Source organism: Amycolatopsis kentuckyensis (assembly GCF_041679295.1).
Lineage (GTDB): Bacteria > Actinomycetota > Actinomycetes > Mycobacteriales > Pseudonocardiaceae > Amycolatopsis > Amycolatopsis kentuckyensis_A.
In genome coordinates this window covers 567,835-583,936 of the sequence record NZ_JBGDMD010000007.1, presented here as the reverse complement: position 1 = coordinate 583,936, position 16,102 = coordinate 567,835, and the positions used below count along the sequence as shown (strand labels likewise).

Here is a 16,102-nt window from a genome sequence, read left to right as displayed (position 1 = left end):
CGCCGTCGTGAACACCTGAGCCCGCACGTGCGCCGGCGCTTCCCGGTGGCGGATCGCGAACAAGGCCGTGAGCTGCGGTCCTTCGGCGATCCCGGCGAGCGCGGCGGCCGTGATGAGCGCTGTGGCGCCGTGGCCGATGGCCGCGAGCGCGGCGCTCGCGGCCAGGACCAGGGTGCTCAGCCAGACGGTCCGGTCCGGTGGCCACGGCAGCGGTTTCCGCGTGAAGACCGCGTTGGCCAGCAGGGACGTGACCGCGAGGACGGTCAGCAGGAGAGCGCCGTCCTGTGGGCCGCGCAGGTGAGCCGCCCCGAGCAGGGGGTAACAGACGGTGACCATGCCGATGCCGGCGCAGGAGATCGCCGACGCCGTCGTCGCGCGTCTCAGCGGGGCGTTGCGCGCGAGGACCGTGAAGCCGTCCCGGAGGCGGGTCTTCCGCTGGGGACGTTGCCTCGGGAGGAGCCAGGCGACCGGCGTGGCCGCCGCGACCAGGACGACGGCCGTGCCGAGGCCGATCGGGCCGCCGAGGAGCCCGGCGAGCCCGGGACTGGCGAGGGCGGCGGCGGTGAAGGTCAGGGCGTCGAGGCGGCTGGCTTTCGGGAGCTTTTCCTCGGCCACGGCAGGCAGCTGAGCCGTCCAGCCCCCGGCGATGGCCGGGTTCAGCAGGCCGGTCACGACGGCGATGGCGACCACGCTCGCGAGCGGCAGGTGCCCGAACGCCGTGGCGATGACGGCGAGCCCGCCGGCGTACCCGGCGAGTGCGGTGGCGAGCAGCCGGCCGGGCGCGGGGCTGCGGTCGAGGAAGGCGCCGAAGACGGGCCCGCCCACGGCGGCGGCCGCGGTCAGCCCGGCGAGCAGCGCCGACCCGGCGTGCGGCCCCGCGGCGAGCCCGAGCAGGAGGAGGGCGGGGCCGGACAGCTCGTCGCCGGTCCGCGCGAGTGTCGCGCCGGCCAGGTAACGCCTTAGCATGGTGGAGACGTTACAGTGGGGCATGGCCTTTCCGCACCGGGATTCCGTGCAGCGCGCGGTCGACCTGCTGGGTGTGCTGCTGGCTCCGGCCCCTGATCCGGCGGCCGTCGCGCAGGTGCTGCGTGCCCACGGCGAACCGGACGTCCGGCTGTCGGCCTCGGACGTCTCCTCGTTGCAGGCTGCGGCTCGTGAACTGCGTGAGGTGTTCGCGGCACCGGACGTGGCTTCGGCGGCTTCGGTGCTCAACGCGTTGTTCGCGGCGTACGCGGGGCCGCCGCGCTTGACGGACCACGAAGAGGGCTACGGCTGGCACCTGCACGTGGACGCGGCGGACGACGGGCCGTGGGGAGCGTGGCTGGTGACGTCGTCGGCGCTCGGGTTGGCCTCGCTGCTGGCGGAGCGCCAGGACGTGCCGGGAGGGTTGTGCGCTTCGCCGTCGTGCGGGAAGCCGTTCGCCCACACGGGCGGCGGCAGTCCCAGGAAGTTCTGCTCGACCCGGTGCGCGACACGCGAACGCGTCGCCGCGCACCGGGCGCGAGCATGATCAGCCGTTGGTCTTGTCGCGCCAGGCGATCCACTTCTTGAGAGCGTCCAGGTCGTAGTCCGGGCCGCCGACGCCGACCGTGAACGTCGTGACGCCCAGGTCCAGCAGCTTCGGGCCCAGCTCGTCCGGCTCGCCCTGGACGCCGCACGAGCGCTCGATCTCGCCCGGGTCGCGGCCGACGTCCGCGCAGTGCTGGTCGAGGATCTTCACCTTGCGCTCGACGACCTCCGGGTCGCCGAAGCCGTGCCAGATGTCGCCGTGCTTGGCGACCAGCTTGAGCGTCTTCTTCTCGCCGCCGCCGCCGATCAGGACCGGGATCTTGCGCGTCGGGGCCGGGTTCAGCTTGCCGAGGCGGGATTCGATGCGGGGGAGCGACTCCGCCAGGTCGTCGAGGCGGCCGCCCGCGGTGCCGAACTCGTAGCCGTACTCGTCGTAGTCCTTCTCGAACCAGCCCGAGCCGATGCCGAGGATGAGCCGGCCACCGGAGATGTGGTCGACGGTCCGCGCCATGTCCGCCAGCAGCTCGGGGTTGCGGTAGCTGTTGCAGGTCACCAGCGCGCCGATCTCCACCCGGGACGTCGACTCCGCCCACGCCCCCAGCATCGTCCAGCACTCGAAGTGCAGGCCGTCGGGATCGCCGTACAGCGGGTAGAAGTGGTCCCAGTTGAAGACGATGTCGGCCCCGAGGTCCTCGGCGGCCGACGCGGTGCGCCGGATGGTGTCGTAGTCGGCGTGCTGCGGCTGGAGCTGCAGGCCGATCCGGATGCGTCGTTCGGTCATGATCGCAGCCTACGACCGCTTCCGAACGTCTCGCGCGCCCAGACCGTGGCCAACGGTGGTAGTGCCACCACCAGCCTGCGCGAGTTCGGGACCACCGCCCGCCGCGTGAGGATGTCGTAGTCCAGGGCCACGATCTCGTCCAGGATGCCCTCGTACAACGTCAACGCCGTCCGCACGCACGGCCGCGATTCCGGGCGCAGCTGCGAAACCCCGGCTTCGGCCCGCCGGTACACCGCCCGCGTCCGCGCGACGAAGTACGCCAGCGCCGCGCGGATCCGCGGGTCCGGCCGCCTCTCCTCCAGCAACGCGCGCGTGACACCGAACGCCGCCAGTTCCGCCGAAGGCAGGTACAGCCGGCCGCGGTCGAGATCTTCGCCGATGTCGCGCAGGAAGTTCGTCAGCTGGAACGCCTCACCCAGCGCGATCGCGCCCGGCTCGGCGTCCGACAACGGGCCCACCGTGCCGAACACCGGCAGCATCTGCAGCCCGATCACCGCGGCCGAGCCGTACATGTACTCGCCCAGCTCGGCGAACGTCCGGTACTCGACCGGCGAAAGGTCCATCCGCATGGACTTCAGGAACGCGTCGAACAGGTCGCGCGCGATGCCGTAGCGCCGCACCGTGTCGGCCAGCGCCACGAGCACCGGGTCCGCCGGGGTCCCGCCGTCGTAGACGACGTCCACCATCGCCGCGACGCGGTCCAGGGACTCGGCCGGGTCGCTGCCCGGCTCGGGGTTGTCGACCAGCTCGTCGGCCATCCGCGCGAAGCCGTACAGCGTGTGCGCCGCCGGCCGGGCCCGCGCCGGCAGCAGCCGGGTGGCCAGGAAGAACGTGCGCCCGTGGTGGGCGTTGATGCGGCGGCACTCCGTGTACGCGGCCCGCAGCGCGGGCCCGGTGATGCCCGCGGCGTCCAGTTCCCTCACTGCCCGGTGATCCTTTCCGCTGCCAGTCGTCCGGAGATGAGCACGGGCGGGATGCCGACGCCGGGCGTGGTGCCGCAGCCGGCCAGCACGACGTTGCCCGCCGCGCGCACCAGGTTCGCCGGCCGGAACGGGCCGGTCTGCGCGAACGTGTGCGCCAGCGAAAACGGCGTCCCGGCCGCGAGCCCGCGCGCCGCCCAGTCCGCCGGGGTGATCGTCTCGTCGACGGTGAACTCGTCGCCGAACCCGGTCAGCCCGCGCGCTTCGAGCGTGCGAAGGAGCTCTTCGCGGTACGGCCCGCGGACGCGGTCCCAGTCGATCGGGCCGCGCCGCAGGTTCGGCGCGGGCGCGAGCACCGAGACGATCTCGCCGCCGCGCCCGGCCAGCCCCGGGTCGGTCGCCGTCGGCCGCGTGACCAGCAGCGACGGGTCGCTCATCAGCTTGCCCTCGCGGATGATCTCGGCGAACGTCCGCTCCCAGGCGTCGCCGAAGAAGATCGTGTGGTGCCCGAGGTCCCACTTCGCGGTGGTCCGCCCGTGCAGGACGACGGCCGACGGCGAGTAGCGCAGCGGGACCGGCCGCCGGGGCCGCGCGCCGATGAGCCGGTAGGCCGCGGTCAGCTCGGTGGCCAGCACCACGGCGTCGCACGCGATCCGCTCACCCGAGCGCGTCCGCACCGCGCGCACCCGCGAATTCACCCGTTCGAGCCAGGCGGCTTCGGTGCCGAACCGGACGTCGGCGCCCGTCCGCGCGGCCGCGCCGGTCATCGCGCGGCCGATCTCGCCCATCCCGCCTTCGGGGTAGTAGACGCCGCCGACGGTGTCCATGTAGGCGATGACGCCGTACGCGCCGATCGCGCTCGCCGGGTCGAGACCGGCGTAGAGGGCCTGGAAGGTGAACAGCCGCCGGACGCGCTCGTCGAGCAGGTAGCGGCCGACGCGCGGGCCGAGCCGGCCGAACCCGCCCAGCGCGGCGAGCTTCGCCAGCGCGGGGTGGGCCAGGTCGAACGGTGAATCGAAGTTCGTCCCGATGAACCGGTCCTTCTGCACCGCGTACAGCTCGCTCAGCCAGCGCCGCAGCGCCCGGTAGCCCGCCGCTTCGCGGGCACCGGAGAACTCGCGGATCTCGGCTTCCATCGCGTCGCCGTCGGTGTGCAACGCGAGGGAGCTGCCGTCGGCGAACCGCGCCCGGTACGCGGGGTCGAGCCTGGTCAGCCGCAGGTTCTTGGCCAGCGGCTCGCCGACGGCGGCGAACGCCTCTTCCAGCAGCTCCGGCATGGTCAGCACGCTCGCGCCGGTGTCCACGGCGTTGCCGTCGAAGTTCTCCTGCCCGGCCCGCCCGCCCGGGGTGGCCGCCTGTTCCAGCAGCGTGACGCGCCGGCCGGCGCCGAGCAGGTGCAGGGTCGCCGAAAGCCCGGCGAGCCCGGCGCCGATCACGACGACGTGGTCGGCCTGCCCGTCGATCGTCCGCACGTCAGTACGTCCGCTGGGTGGCCTTGACGACCAGCCCGGTCAGCGCCTCGGGCGCGGGCTCGGCCAGGTGCGCGCGGTCCAGCGCGGCCATCGCCGCGGTCGTCAGCTCGTCGATCCGGCGCTCCACGGCGTCCACCGCGCCGACCTGCTGCAACGCCATCCGGACGGTCTCGACGCCCTCGTCGGAGAGGTCCGCGTCCCCGATCGCGTCGGCGATCACGGTGGCCGCGGCCGTCTCGCCCTTCTCGGCGGCGAGCTGCAGGCCGAGCGCGACGAGCAGCGTGCGCTTGCCCTCGCGCAGGTCGTCGCCGGCGGGCTTGCCGGTGATCGACGGGTCGCCGAACACGCCGAGCAGGTCGTCCCGCAGCTGGAACGCGACGCCGACCTCGCCGCCGAACTCCAGCAGCGTGGCGATCAGTTCGGGGGAGGCGCCGCCGAGCGCGGCGCCCAGGTGCAGCGGCCGCTGGACGGTGTAGGCGGCGGTCTTGAGCCGGTCGATCTTGAGCGCGGCCTCGACGGAGGCGTCGCCGGTGGCCTGCGTGCGGACGTCGAGGTACTGCCCGGCGAGGACTTCGGTGCGCATCGCACGCCAGGCCGGGCGCGCCGCGGCGAGCGTCTCCGCGGGCAGGGCTGCGTCGGCGAACATGTCGTCCGCCCAGGCCAGGGCCAGGTCGCCGACGAGCACCGCGGTCGCCAGGCCGAACGTCGCGGGGGAGCCGAGCCAGCCCCGGTCGGCGTGCAGCTTCGCGCCCGCGATGTGCACCGTCGGGAAGCCGCGGCGGGAGTCGGAGGAGTCGATCAGGTCGTCGTGGATCAGCGCGCAGGCCTGGATCAGCTCGAGGCTGGCCACCGCCTGCAGCACGCCCTCGGCGTCCGGGCCCGCCGGGTCGCCGCCCGCGCCGCGCCAGCCCCACCAGGCGAAGGTCGGGCGCAGCCGCTTGCCACCGTTCAGCACGAACCCGCGCAGCGCGTCGATCCCCGCCGCCACGGTCGGCTCGGTGCTCAGGATTTCGGTGCCCGCCCGATCGAGGAACCCGGCCAGCGCGCGCTCGACGTGGGCGGGCAGGTCGGCGTCGGAGACGGGCGCGTTCATCCCGCCATCCTCGCGGAACCGGCGGGGCCGCGGGCCGCCGGGGCACCCGGATGTGGCGAATCAGACTCCGGCCGTGGCGGGGGCCCAGAACGGCCCGGTGAGGCCCGCTTCGGCGAAGTAGGCGACCGCGCTGTCCGGCTCGCGCCGCCGGTAGCCGCGCTCGAGCCGGCCCGCGTACCAGCCGCGCGCGAGCCGCCAGAGCGTGACGAGGTCCATGACGTACCCCTTGGCCTGCCCGGTCGCCGCGAGCCAGGCGTCCACACAGGACTCGCAGCAGAACAGCCGCTGGTTCCCGCAGGTGTGCAGCACGTCGTCCCACATCCGCGCGGCGGGCACCAGGAAGTGGGCCACTTGGGCGCCCTCCGGCGGTTCCGCGCGGTTCACGACCAGGGCGTGTGGCTGGGCGCAGCCGGGGCAGCGGGTCGCGACGAGCACCTCGGGCTCGTCCTCGACCAGGTGGGGGACGGCGAACGAGTCCCACGCGCAGCCGCCCCACCAGAGCGTGTGCGAGCCCATCACGGAGAACCCGAGCGACTTCGCCGCGAACGGGTGGGCCAGCACGACGTGCTCGGAGTCGTCGAGCACCAGGTGGTGAGCGTCGGCGAGGCGGTGCAGCGCCTGCTTGGCGACGGCCAGCGACCCGCCCGCCGCGTCGGCCAGCTCCGGCCCGGTCGGCGCGCGGCCGTGGTCGGCGAAGGCGTGGTAAACGGCGAGGCGCACGTCCTCGTCCCAGCTGGCGTCGTCGTACCTCATCGCTCACTCCTGTATCGAGTCTAAAGCCGGGGCCCTTAACATTCGAGGTATGACGTCGGTGATCGAGCGGTTGCGCGGAGACGGGCCGAAGTTCTCCATCGAGTTCTTCCCACCCCGGGACGCGGCGGACGAGGCCGTCCTGTGGAAGGCGATCCGGGAGCTCGAGCCGTACGACCCGGCGTACATGTCGATCACCTACGGCGCCGGCGGCTCCAGCCGCGACGGCACGGTCCGCAGCATCGCCCGCGTCGCGACCGAGACGACGCTGGTGCCGATGGCGCACCTGACCGCGGTCAACCACTCCGTCGCCGAGCTGCGGAACGTGATCGGCTGGTACGCCTCGGTCGGCGTCCGCAACATCCTCGCGCTGCGCGGTGACCCGCCCGGCGACGTCTACGGCGAGTGGATCCCGCACCCCGAGGGCCTCACCTACGCCGAAGAGCTGGTGCAGCTGGTCCGTGAGCTGGGCGACTTCTGCGTCGGCGTCTCGGCCTACACCTACGGCCACCCGCGCTCGTCCGACCTGGAGTCGGACACGAAGTACCTGGTCCGCAAGCTGCGCGCGGGCGCGGACTTCGCGATCGCGCAGCTGTTCCACGACCCCGAGGACTTCCTGCGGCTGCGCGACCGGGTCGCGGCGACCGGCTGCGACGTCCCGGTGCTGCCGGGCGTCATGCCGCTGACGACCATGCGGACCCTGCAGACGACGATCAAGCTGTCCGGCGCGCCGGCGCCCCGCAAGGTCCTGGACCGGCTCGAACCGCTGGCCGACGACCCCAAGGCGTTCCGCGCGGCGGGCATCGACGTCACCACCGAGCTGTGCGAGAAGCTGATCGCGGAAGGCGTGCCGAACCTGCACTTCTACACGTTCAACCGGTCGAAGGCGACGCGCGAGGTGATCGCGCGGCTGGGGCTCGTCCCGGCCCGTGCTTAAGTACGTACCACCGGGTCCTGGTGGCCCGGTAGCGTGCGGCGCATGGCTTCTACTGCTTCCGACGGCGTGCACGGCATCTGTGACCGCTACGTCGACGACTACGCGGCCGTGGACCCGGTCGCCGCGACCTCCTACGGCATCAAGGGTCACGACGACCGGCTGACCGACTTCTCGGCGGCCGGCTTCGCCGAGCGCGCCGAGCTGGCCGCGCGGGCGCACGCCGCCGTCACCGCCGCCGAGCCGCGCGACGCCGCCGAGCGCGCCGCCAAGGCCGTGTTCACCGAGCGCGTCGGCCTGGAGCTGGAGATCCACGAGGCCGGCCTCGACGTGGCGAGCCTGAACGTCATCTCCAGCCCGGTGCAGGAGCTGCGGATGGCGTTCGACCTGATGCCCTTGGAGACCGAAGAGGACTGGTCGGTCGTCTCGGCCCGCCTCGGCGAGGTTCCGCAGGCGCTGGCGAAGGTGCGAAGCGGCCTGCTGACGGCGTCCGACGCGGGGCACGTCGCGGCGTTGCGCCAGGTCGCCAAGGTCGCGGAGCAGTGCGAGACGTGGGCCGGGCTGAAGGACGAGACGGGCTACTTCACCCAGCTGGTCAGCGGCGCGCCTGGTTCGGCGCTTGCGGCGGACCTGACGCACCGCGCGCGGGCGGCCGAGGAGGCGTTCGCGGAGTTCGCCGGGTTCCTGCGGGCCGAGCTGGCCCCGAAGGCCCCGGTGAAGGACGCCGTCGGCGAGGACGTCTACCGCCTGTGGTCGCGGTATTTCGTGGGTGCGGCGCTGGACCTGCGCGAAGCGTACGAGTGGGGCTGGGCGGAGTTCGCGCGCATCGAGGCGGAGATGCGCGCGGTCGCGAACCGGATCAAGCCGGGCGCGTCCCTCGCGGAGGCGGCGGCGGTCCTGGACGCCGACCCGCGCTACCGCGTCCGCGGCCGCGCGGAGTTCGAGGCGTGGATGCAGCACCTGTCGGACGAGGCGATGAAGTCGTTGCGCGGCAAGCACTTCGACATCTCCGACCGGGTGATGGCGTTGGAGTGCAAGATCGCCCCGCCGGGCGGCGGCGTCGGCGCGTACTACACGGGCCCGAGCGAGGACTTCAGCCGCCCGGGCCGCATGTGGTGGTCCCTCCCGAGCGGCCGCGACGAGTTCTCGACGTGGCGCGAAACGAGCACGGTGTACCACGAGGGAGCCCCGGGCCACCACTTGCAGATCGCGACGGCGGTGGACCAGTCCGAGGGGCTGAACAAGTACCAGCGCCTGATGGCGTTCACGTCGGGCCACGCGGAGGGCTGGGCGCTGTACGCGGAGCGCCTGATGGAGGAACTGGGCTACCTGGCCGACGACGGCGATCTGCTGGGGATGCTGTCGGAGCAGCTGTTCCGCGCGGCGCGGGTCGTGGTGGACCTGGGGATGCACCTGGAACTGGTGATCCCGTCGGGCACCGGCTTCCACGAAGGCGCGCGGTGGACCCCGGAGCTGGGCCTGGAGTTCATGCTGACCCGGACGATCACGGACCAGGCACACGTGCGCGACGAGATCGACCGGTACCTGGGCTGGCCCGGGCAGGCCCCGGCGTACAAGATCGGCGAGCGGCTGTGGCTGGCCGCGCGGGCCGACGCGCAGGGACGTGCGGGGGCCGGGTTCGACATCAAGCGGTTCCACACGGAGGCCCTGCGGATGGGCGGGATGGGGCTGGACACGCTGCGGGAGCAGCTGGCCCACCTGGACTGAGGTGTGCGGGGGCGTCCGGCACAACGGGCGGCCCCCGCCTTTCCCTGGCAGGTCCCGGCAAAGTCGGATCGGTGCGGCCGGTGACGTCATGAACGAGTCGTTCATCTCGTCGGATGTGATGAACGCGTCGTTGATGACCGTCGAAGCTCGGGATTCCGCTGAAGCGCCTCTTCGGTCCAGCGTTCCGCGGGCGGTGGCGCCCGGCGGAGCATCGTCCCGGCCGGCTTTGCTGGAGCCCTGGCGTCAGTGACGTGAATGGGTCATTCATGGCGTGTGGGGTGGGGCTTGGGGATGTGCATTCGGGTCGCGTGAGGTGGGGTGGGGGCAGCTGTTCTGTCAAGGCTCTTCCGGCACCCCGAAGCTGTCATGGTGACTACGGCCGGCAACACCGCGTCAAGGCGGGAAAGATGCCTTGACCCGGCGTTGCCGGCCGTGTTGTGGCTTCGGATCGGGGTGCGGGGGAGTCTGGGTTCTCGTCGGTGTCTGTTCTCGGGGGCCTCTCGCCTTTGGCGTCGGCTTTTTGTGGCGTGGCGAGGCGGTGGGTAGTCAGTCGTTCAGGCGGGATTGGCGGTTGGCATGAACGAGTCGTTCGCCTCGCCGGATGCGATGAACGAGTCGTTGATGACCACCGAAGCTCGGCGTCCCGCCGAAGCGCCTCTTCGGTCCAGCGTTCCGCGGGCGGTGGTGCCGGGCGGAGCATCGCCCCACCCGACTTTGCCGGGCCCCCGCCCTTCCCTGGGGGGCGTCCCACGTCCAGTTTATCGGCCCTGCCCGACAAAACCGCCCGGAAAGCCAGCTCGCGGCTCGGCTGTCCACAACTGCGCCGCCCTGTGGAAAACCCATCGCGCTAACCGCTGGCCCGCCGCTACGTTCCCTCTCGTGCGCCGAATTCTCTTCGTCACCCCGCCGCCCCGCGCCTGAGCGGGGTGGTCCTCCGCCGCGTGGCCGCCACGGCCCGCGGCTGATCTGTCGTGCACAACCGCCCCGCGTCGTCGAACTCCCTTTTCCTTCGACGCAGGAGCGTTCCCTTGCTCGTTCTTCCCCTTCGCGCCCGTTCCTCGGCCGCGCTCGTTCTCGCCGGGGTCCTCTGGGGCACCGGTGGTCTCGCCGGCTCGCTGCTCGCCCAGCTCGCCGGCCTCCACCCGCTCGCCGTCGCCACCTACCGGCTGCTCGTCGGCGGGGGGATCGCCACCCTGGCCGTCCTCCTCAAAGGCGGCACCTTCCCGCGAACCGCCGAAGCCGCGAAACGGCTCCTCGCCGTCGGCGGGCTCTTCGCGCTCTTCCAGGCGAGCTACTTCGCCGCCGTCGCGTTCAGCTCCGTCAGCATCGCGACGATGACCACGATCGGCGCCGCCCCGGTCTTCGTCACCCTCGCCTCGGTGCGGAAACCGGGCCGCTGGACGCTCGTCTCGGTCGCCGGCACCCTCGCCGGCCTCGTCCTGCTGCGGTGGTCACCGGAGGAACCCGCCCACCTCCTCGGCGGCCTCGGCTTCGCGCTGCTCGCGGCGGCCGGGTTCGCGGCACTGACGCTGCTCACGGCGAAACCGGTCATGGACCCGCTGGCCACGACGGCGTTCGGCTGCCTGACCGGCGGTCTCCTGCTCACCCCCGTGGCGAGCTGGACGGGGATGGCGCTCCCGCTGCACGCCGACGTCCTCGCGGTGGTCTGCTACCTCGGCGCGGTGCCGACCGCGCTCGCCTACGCCGCGTACCTGCGCGGCCTGGCGACGGCGCATCCCGTCCTGGGTGCGTTGTCGGCGGTGCTCGAGCCGCTGACCGCCACCATCCTGGCCGCGCTGCTGTTCGGTGAACGGCTGAGCGGCACGGCCTGGTGCGGCGCCGCCGTGCTGGTCGCGGCGCTGGTGATCGGGTACTGGCGGCCCGAACCCCGGTAGAGGACGCTGCCCCTCGGCTCAGCGCGCGTCGAGGGGCAGTGCCCGCCCGAGGATCGCGAACGGCCGCGGGTCGCCGGCGAAGTGGTAGTCGCGCAGGACGTCGACGAACCCGGTGCGGCGGTAGAGCTTCCACGCCCGGCTGGTGCCCTCGGGCGTCGACAGCAGGACGTTCGCGCTCGGCACGCCGTCCAGCAGGCCGCGCAGCAGGTCCTCGCCGATCTGGTGGCCCTGGTTCTCCGGCTTGACGTGGATCTCGGTCAGCTCGAAGTAGTCCGACAGCCAGCGCTCGGCCGCCTCGGGCCCGAACCGGCGGCTCAGGCCGTGGCGGACCTGCTCGTGCCACCACTGGCCGGCCCGGCCGCGGTAGCCGTAGGCGAGCCCGAGCAGGACGTCGTCGGCGTCGAGCGCGGCCATGCAGCGCCAGCCCTCACGCAGCGCGTGGGTGAGCCACATCGGCGCGCGCTGCTCGGCGGTGCCCGCCGGGTACCGCATCGCCCGGACGTAGATGTCCAGGGCTTCGGGCAGGCGTGCGCGGAACTCGTCCGTCGAGAGCTGGACGTAGCGGGAGCAGCCGGCGGGCATCGCGGTCACAGCGATCCATCTTCCTCCGCGCCGTCGAGCGCGCCGGGGGTGCCCCCGGTCAAGGCCACCAGCTCGGCGAAGGTGGTCGGGTAGACGGTCTTCGGGTGTCCGGCGGCGGCCCACACGACGTCGTGGGCGCGCAGCGCGGTGTCGACGAGCGTCGGCAGCTTGGCCGGGTGCCCGGTGGGCGCGACCCCGCCGATCGGCTGCCCTGTGTACGCCCTCACGAAATCGGCGTCGGCCTTGCCGATTTCGCCCCCGGCCAGGCGTTCGAGGGTGGCCGGATCGGCGCGGTGGGCACCCGAGGTCAGCGCGAGGAGCGCTTTTTTGTCGGACCCCAGGCGGAAGATGAGGCTGTTGGCGATGGCGCCGGTGGGCACGCCGAGCGCTTCGGCCGCTTGAGCGGCGGTCCGGACTTCGGCGGGCAGCACGCGGATGCCCTCGGCGGCGGCGTGCTGCCCGGCTTCGGCCAGCGCGGCCGCCACCTTGGCGACGGCGGGGTGGTCCAGCGAACTCATGAGCCTATGAGATCACGCCACCGACCTGGTGTCCCGCGGGATTCCACCCCTGGGGTTGAGCGGACGCCGGGTGGAGGGTTACTCTGGATTTTGTTCGAACAGACGTTCGACATCGGTGAGCGCGCACCGGTCAGGTGCCCGGCTCCGGGGCGGGGGAAGCGTCTCGGCGCCGGGCACATGATCGGGCTCACCCAGCGCAGGAGGAGGGTCGTCATGTCCGTCAAGGTCGTGTCCCCCACGGAGTCCGGGCAGCCGCAGCTGCCCATGTCGCTGCGCCCGCACACCGGGCGGTCCCCGCTGCGCCCGTCGGTGTCGTCGGCCCCGCCGGTCCCGGGTTGCGTGGAGCCCCGCAAGCCCCGGCGGCGTTCGGTGGACGCCGGCCAGCCGGAGTTGCCGATGACGCCGGAGCCGGTGCGCCCGCCTGCTGCGCCGGTCGCCGGTGCTGAGGCCGCGGAGCCGCGGATCGAGCCGTCGCGCCCGGCCGCCGCGCCTGAGCTGCCGAGGTTGCCCGCCGCCGGTGCGGAGGCTCGGCTGCCTGATTCCGACTTGCCCGCGGGAGCGGGTTCGGCGCCCGAGCAGCCTCGATCGACTGAATCGCGCCCGTCGGCCACCGGTTCCGCCAAGCCTGAGCTGTCGATGTCCGTGCGCCAGCCTGCCGCCGCTGCCGAGCCGTCGTCGCGTCCGGCCGCCGCGCCTGAACTGCCCCTGCGCCCGCCGGCCGCCGATGGCGATCGCGAGCAGTCCCAGCTGCCCATGTCCCTTCGCCCGCCCGCTCCGCCCGTGGCCGCCGGTCTGCTCGCCCAAGCCCGGCGCGGACTGGCCGAAGCCGAGCGCGAAACCGACTCCGTCGAACGGTTCGTCGGCGCCTACCTCGCCGCCCTGCGCGGGGCCGCTGCCGTGCTCGCCGCCCGCGGCCGTCCGCACCGGGGGCGTGCCCGGCCGGCCAGTACCTGGGTGCTGCTCGACTCCGTGGCCCCCGAACTGCGGGAATGGTCCGCCTTCTTCGCGAGCAACTCGGCCGCGCGCGCCGCCGCGCAGGCCGGGATCACCGGGAAGGTCACCGCCGAGTCGGCCGATGGGTTGGTGCACGCCGCCACGCCGTTCCTCGAACTCGTCCGCCGTCTCGTGCACGGCCTGCCGATCACCGGGGAAGCCCATGTCGCGTGAGCACGGCCCGGTCGACCAGGGGCGGTTGCTCACGGCGTTGGGAATCGAAGGCCGGGTGCTGGCCGAAGCCGTCCGCGCGGCGCCGCTCGAAGCGCCGGTGCCCGCCTGCCCCGGGTGGTCGCTCGGCGAGGTCGCCCGGCACGTCGGGAGCCTCTACCGGATGGTCCGGCGCCGGCTGGCCGACGGCCGCGGCCCGGACGACTGGCAGCGCGACCCCGAACCCGGCCAGAGCCTGGGCGAGTACCTGGAAACCGGCCTGACGGAGCTGCTCGACGAGCTCGCCGCGCACGATCCGGAGGACCACGCCGACACGTGGTGGCCGGCGGACCCGACGTACGGCTTCTGGCGCCGGCGGATGCTGCACGAAACCCTGGTGCACCGCGTCGACGTCGAGCAGGCCGCGGGCGCGGAGTCGCGCGGCGTCGACGAAGACCTCGCGATCGACGGCATCGACGAGGCGCTCACGCTGTGGTTCGGCCAGAAGCTGCCGATGCTGGGCCTGACCGGCACGAAAGCGGGCTCGGTCGGCGTGCGCGTCGGCGCGCACAGCTGGATCGCGCGTGCCGGGCCCGACGTCACGGAGGCCTGGCGCTGTTCGGCCGAGGAAGCCGAGGCCGCGGACGACGTCGTCACGGCCGGCGAGCCCGAGCGCGTCTACCTGTGGTTGTGGGGCCGGTCGTCCCTGACCTCGGTGACCGTTCGGGGCGTGCACGACCAGGCGGCCCAGCTCTGGGCGCTGCTGCGGCTCGCGACCCGATGACTCCGGTAGGTGGGGAAGCCGAACCGGAACTGTCGGGGGTGACGGCTAACCTGCGGCGCATGAACACGCGGCTGGTGAACCTGGTGATCGACGCGGCGCGGCCGAGGGTCCTGGCGGACTTCTGGGCCGCGCTGCTCGGCTGGCGCGTCGCCGTCGAGGAGCCGGACGAGGTCGACGTGCGCGCCCCGGAGACCGACGGCTGGGACCTGGACCTCGTGTTCGTCCCGGTGCCCGAGCCCAAGGAGGTCAAGAACCGGATCCACCTGGACCTGGCCAGCACGACGCCCGAGCACCAGGCGGAGCTGGTGGCGCGCGCCTTGGAACTGGGCGGCCGCCGCGTCGACGTCGGGCAGGGCGACGTGCCGTGGGTGGTGCTGGCGGACCCCGAAGGCAACGAGTTCTGCGTCCTCGAGCCCCGCGACCGGTACGCGGGTACGGGGGCGGTCGCCTCGATCGTGGTCGACGCTCACGACCCGGAGCGCATGGCCGCTTTCTGGGCGCGGCTCACCGGCCGATCGGTCGGCGCCCGCGACGAAGGAGGCCTGGTGGGGCTGAGCGCGCCGGCGGGGCGGGGGCCGTGGCTGGAGTTCCTCCGCAACGACGACGTCAAGCGGGTCAAGAACCGCGTCCACCTCGACATCGCGCCACCGGCGGGCGCCGACCACGCCGCGGTGGTGACGGAGGTCGTGGCGACGGGCGCGGCGCCGGCCGACCTCGGCGGCCCGGACCTGCCGTGGCGCGTGCTGATGGATCCGGAAGGCAACGAGTTCTGCGTGCTGACCCCGCGCTGAGGCGTTTCGGCCGCGTTGCCGAGCCGTCCCGAACGCTGATCTGCGCGAAACACCCGCGTCCCGGGTCGGCAACACACGCGGGGGACCGTGGGGGCATGGAGACCTCCAGAGCGTTGCCCCAGCTCGACCCGGCGGCCGACGTCGAGGCGGCGGGTACGCCGTCGGCGTGGCGGGTGCGGGTCCGGATGCACGACCACCCCGGCACCCTGGCCCGCATCGCGATCCGGCTCGCCGACCTCGAGTGCAACATCCTCGGCCTGTCGGTGCTGCCCGTGCCCGGCGGCGTGCTCGACGAGATCGTCCTGCGCCCGGCGACCGGCCTGCCCCGGCGCCACCTCGTCGACGCCATCCGCGCCGAGGGCTGCGAATGCACGGCGATCATCGACGCCGACGTCCACGAGCTGGTCGACCCTTCGTCGTCGACGCTGCTCGCGGCCCGGCGCGCGATCGATGACCCGGCCCGGCTCGCCGAGGTGCTGAAGGACGTGCTGGCCGCGGACGTGGTCACGCGCGTCCCCGAGGTCGAGGCGAACCCGGGCCGCACCGAGAGCGGGCACCGCGCGGTGTTCGCCCTGGGCGACGGAGAAGCGCTGGTGGCGCGGCGCCAGTGGGCGCCGTTCGTGCAGCTGGAGCTCACCCGCGCCGAAGCGCTGGTGACGTTGCTGGGCGCGGCGGCCCGCAACCTTGCGGGCCCGGTGGTGCTGAACCGCCCGGACGGCGCGGCGATCGTCCTGCGCAAGGGCGTGCCCGCCGACGCCGAAGCGGTCTCCGAACTGCACCGCCGCTGCTCGACGGCGACGCTCTTCCGGCGCTACCACACGGGCGTCCGCACGGTCCCGCGCCGCTGGCTGCACCGGTTGCTGGTGCCGCCGCGCGGGACGAGCGTGCTGGCCGTCTTCGGCCGCGAGGTGATCGGGCTGGGCCAGCTGATCCCCTCGGCCGCGGGCGGCGCCGAGATCTCGTTGCTGGTGGAGGACGACTGGCAGAACCAGGGCATCGGCACAGCACTGCTGTCCCGCCTGGCGGCGCTCGCGGAGGCGAAGGGGATCACGGAGCTGCGAGCGGACTGCCTGGCGGGCGACGACGTGCTCCCACGCACGGCGGCCCGGGCGGGTCTGCGCGCGGAACACTCGGCGGAGGAGAGCACGCAGCTGAGGATGTTCCTGCGCGACTGACCGGTCCGGCGGCAAGGGAGGGCGGCG

16 protein-coding genes are annotated in these 16,102 nt (G+C 73.3%); 9 read left to right on the top strand and 7 right to left on the bottom strand.

All coding sequences use genetic code 11. From position 1 onward, the window contains the following. The first annotated feature begins 27 nt into the window (after positions 1–27). Complete coding sequence (locus ACERZO_RS31570; RefSeq protein ID WP_372668717.1) at positions 28–963, top strand: hypothetical protein; 936 nt, start codon at positions 28–30, stop codon at positions 961–963. A gap of 25 nt (positions 964–988) precedes the next feature. Next, complete coding sequence (locus ACERZO_RS31565) at positions 989–1,510, top strand: CGNR zinc finger domain-containing protein (protein WP_372669001.1); 522 nt, start codon at positions 989–991, stop codon at positions 1,508–1,510. On the opposite strand, the gene ACERZO_RS31560 is transcribed toward ACERZO_RS31565, so the two are convergent. From ACERZO_RS31560 to merB, 5 genes are read right to left on the bottom strand one after another with little or no spacing between them, the layout of a single operon-like run. Next, entirely contained in the window at positions 1,511–2,290 is a 780-nt protein-coding gene (locus ACERZO_RS31560; protein WP_372668715.1) for an LLM class F420-dependent oxidoreductase, read from the bottom strand. After that, positions 2,287–3,213, bottom strand: coding sequence for a phytoene/squalene synthase family protein (locus ACERZO_RS31555; protein WP_372668713.1), 927 nt, complete (start codon positions 3,211–3,213; stop codon positions 2,287–2,289). Before ACERZO_RS31555 ends, ACERZO_RS31560 begins: the two co-directional genes overlap by 4 nt. Next, positions 3,210–4,682 carry a phytoene desaturase family protein gene (crtI, locus tag ACERZO_RS31550; protein ID WP_372668711.1) on the bottom strand — a complete coding sequence of 491 codons (1,473 nt, stop codon included), beginning with the start codon at positions 4,680–4,682 and terminating at the stop codon, positions 3,210–3,212. Before crtI ends, ACERZO_RS31555 begins: the two co-directional genes overlap by 4 nt. A gap of 1 nt (position 4,683) precedes the next feature. Beyond that, complete coding sequence (locus ACERZO_RS31545; protein ID WP_372668708.1) at positions 4,684–5,775, bottom strand: polyprenyl synthetase family protein; 1,092 nt, start codon at positions 5,773–5,775, stop codon at positions 4,684–4,686. A 60-nt stretch (positions 5,776–5,835) separates the two neighbouring features. Then, positions 5,836–6,528, bottom strand: a complete 693-nt coding sequence (merB, locus tag ACERZO_RS31540) for an organomercurial lyase (protein WP_372668706.1) — start codon at positions 6,526–6,528, stop codon at positions 5,836–5,838. A gap of 49 nt (positions 6,529–6,577) precedes the next feature. Between merB and ACERZO_RS31535 the strand changes: the two genes are divergently transcribed. The 3 genes from ACERZO_RS31535 to ACERZO_RS31525 all read left to right on the top strand — a co-directional run bounded on the left by ACERZO_RS31535 (position 6,578) and on the right by ACERZO_RS31525 (position 11,082). Continuing rightward, positions 6,578–7,462, top strand: coding sequence for a methylenetetrahydrofolate reductase (locus ACERZO_RS31535; protein ID WP_372668704.1), 885 nt, complete (start codon positions 6,578–6,580; stop codon positions 7,460–7,462). A 42-nt stretch (positions 7,463–7,504) separates the two neighbouring features. Then, positions 7,505–9,187, top strand: a complete 1,683-nt coding sequence (locus ACERZO_RS31530) for a DUF885 domain-containing protein (protein WP_372668702.1) — start codon at positions 7,505–7,507, stop codon at positions 9,185–9,187. A 1,028-nt stretch (positions 9,188–10,215) separates the two neighbouring features. Beyond that, positions 10,216–11,082, top strand: a complete 867-nt coding sequence (locus ACERZO_RS31525; RefSeq protein WP_372668700.1) for a DMT family transporter — start codon at positions 10,216–10,218, stop codon at positions 11,080–11,082. An 18-nt stretch (positions 11,083–11,100) separates the two neighbouring features. Here the strand turns inward: ACERZO_RS31525 and ACERZO_RS31520 are convergent, their stop codons facing one another. Next, positions 11,101–11,673: a GNAT family N-acetyltransferase gene (locus ACERZO_RS31520; protein ID WP_086675138.1), complete on the bottom strand. Its 573-nt coding sequence runs from the start codon at positions 11,671–11,673 to the stop codon at positions 11,101–11,103. Beyond that, positions 11,670–12,182, bottom strand: coding sequence for a YbaK/EbsC family protein (locus tag ACERZO_RS31515; protein ID WP_372668698.1), 513 nt, complete (start codon positions 12,180–12,182; stop codon positions 11,670–11,672). The genes ACERZO_RS31520 and ACERZO_RS31515 overlap by 4 nt, the downstream gene beginning before the upstream one ends. 213 nt (positions 12,183–12,395) lie before the next feature. Here ACERZO_RS31515 and ACERZO_RS31510 point away from each other — a divergent pair, with 213 nt between their 5' ends. The 4 genes from ACERZO_RS31510 (at position 12,396) to ACERZO_RS31495 (ending at position 16,075) form a co-directional block, all read left to right on the top strand. Then, complete coding sequence (locus ACERZO_RS31510) at positions 12,396–13,349, top strand: SAV_6107 family HEPN domain-containing protein (RefSeq protein WP_372668696.1); 954 nt, start codon at positions 12,396–12,398, stop codon at positions 13,347–13,349. Continuing rightward, positions 13,339–14,109: a maleylpyruvate isomerase family mycothiol-dependent enzyme gene (locus ACERZO_RS31505; RefSeq protein ID WP_372668694.1), complete on the top strand. Its 771-nt coding sequence runs from the start codon at positions 13,339–13,341 to the stop codon at positions 14,107–14,109. Before ACERZO_RS31510 ends, ACERZO_RS31505 begins: the two co-directional genes overlap by 11 nt. 59 nt (positions 14,110–14,168) lie before the next feature. Next, a complete protein-coding gene (locus ACERZO_RS31500; RefSeq protein ID WP_372668692.1) occupies positions 14,169–14,900 on the top strand; it encodes a VOC family protein in 732 nt (243 codons plus the stop codon). Positions 14,901–14,995: 95 nt separating this feature from the next. After that, positions 14,996–16,075 carry a GNAT family N-acetyltransferase gene (locus ACERZO_RS31495; protein ID WP_372668690.1) on the top strand — a complete coding sequence of 360 codons (1,080 nt, stop codon included), beginning with the start codon at positions 14,996–14,998 and terminating at the stop codon, positions 16,073–16,075. Positions 16,076–16,102: the final 27 nt, after the last annotated feature.

Excerpts from the sequence above, each read along its gene's own strand:
- ACERZO_RS31530 (WP_372668702.1), top strand. The coding sequence starts at position 7,505 with ATGGCTTCTACTGCTTCCGACGGCGTGCACGGCATCTGTGACCGCTAC.
- ACERZO_RS31560 (WP_372668715.1), bottom strand. The coding sequence starts at position 2,290 with ATGACCGAACGACGCATCCGGATCGGCCTGCAGCTCCAGCCGCAGCAC.
- ACERZO_RS31505 (WP_372668694.1), top strand. The coding sequence starts at position 13,339 with ATGTCGCGTGAGCACGGCCCGGTCGACCAGGGGCGGTTGCTCACGGCG.
- ACERZO_RS31535 (WP_372668704.1), top strand. The coding sequence starts at position 6,578 with ATGACGTCGGTGATCGAGCGGTTGCGCGGAGACGGGCCGAAGTTCTCC.
- ACERZO_RS31565 (WP_372669001.1), top strand. The coding sequence starts at position 989 with ATGGCCTTTCCGCACCGGGATTCCGTGCAGCGCGCGGTCGACCTGCTG.
- ACERZO_RS31495 (WP_372668690.1), top strand. The coding sequence starts at position 14,996 with ATGGAGACCTCCAGAGCGTTGCCCCAGCTCGACCCGGCGGCCGACGTC.
- ACERZO_RS31545 (WP_372668708.1), bottom strand. The coding sequence starts at position 5,775 with ATGAACGCGCCCGTCTCCGACGCCGACCTGCCCGCCCACGTCGAGCGC.
- ACERZO_RS31515 (WP_372668698.1), bottom strand. The coding sequence starts at position 12,182 with ATGAGTTCGCTGGACCACCCCGCCGTCGCCAAGGTGGCGGCCGCGCTG.
- merB (WP_372668706.1), bottom strand. The coding sequence starts at position 6,528 with ATGAGGTACGACGACGCCAGCTGGGACGAGGACGTGCGCCTCGCCGTT.
- ACERZO_RS31510 (WP_372668696.1), top strand. The coding sequence starts at position 12,396 with ATGTCCGTCAAGGTCGTGTCCCCCACGGAGTCCGGGCAGCCGCAGCTG.
- ACERZO_RS31500 (WP_372668692.1), top strand. The coding sequence starts at position 14,169 with ATGAACACGCGGCTGGTGAACCTGGTGATCGACGCGGCGCGGCCGAGG.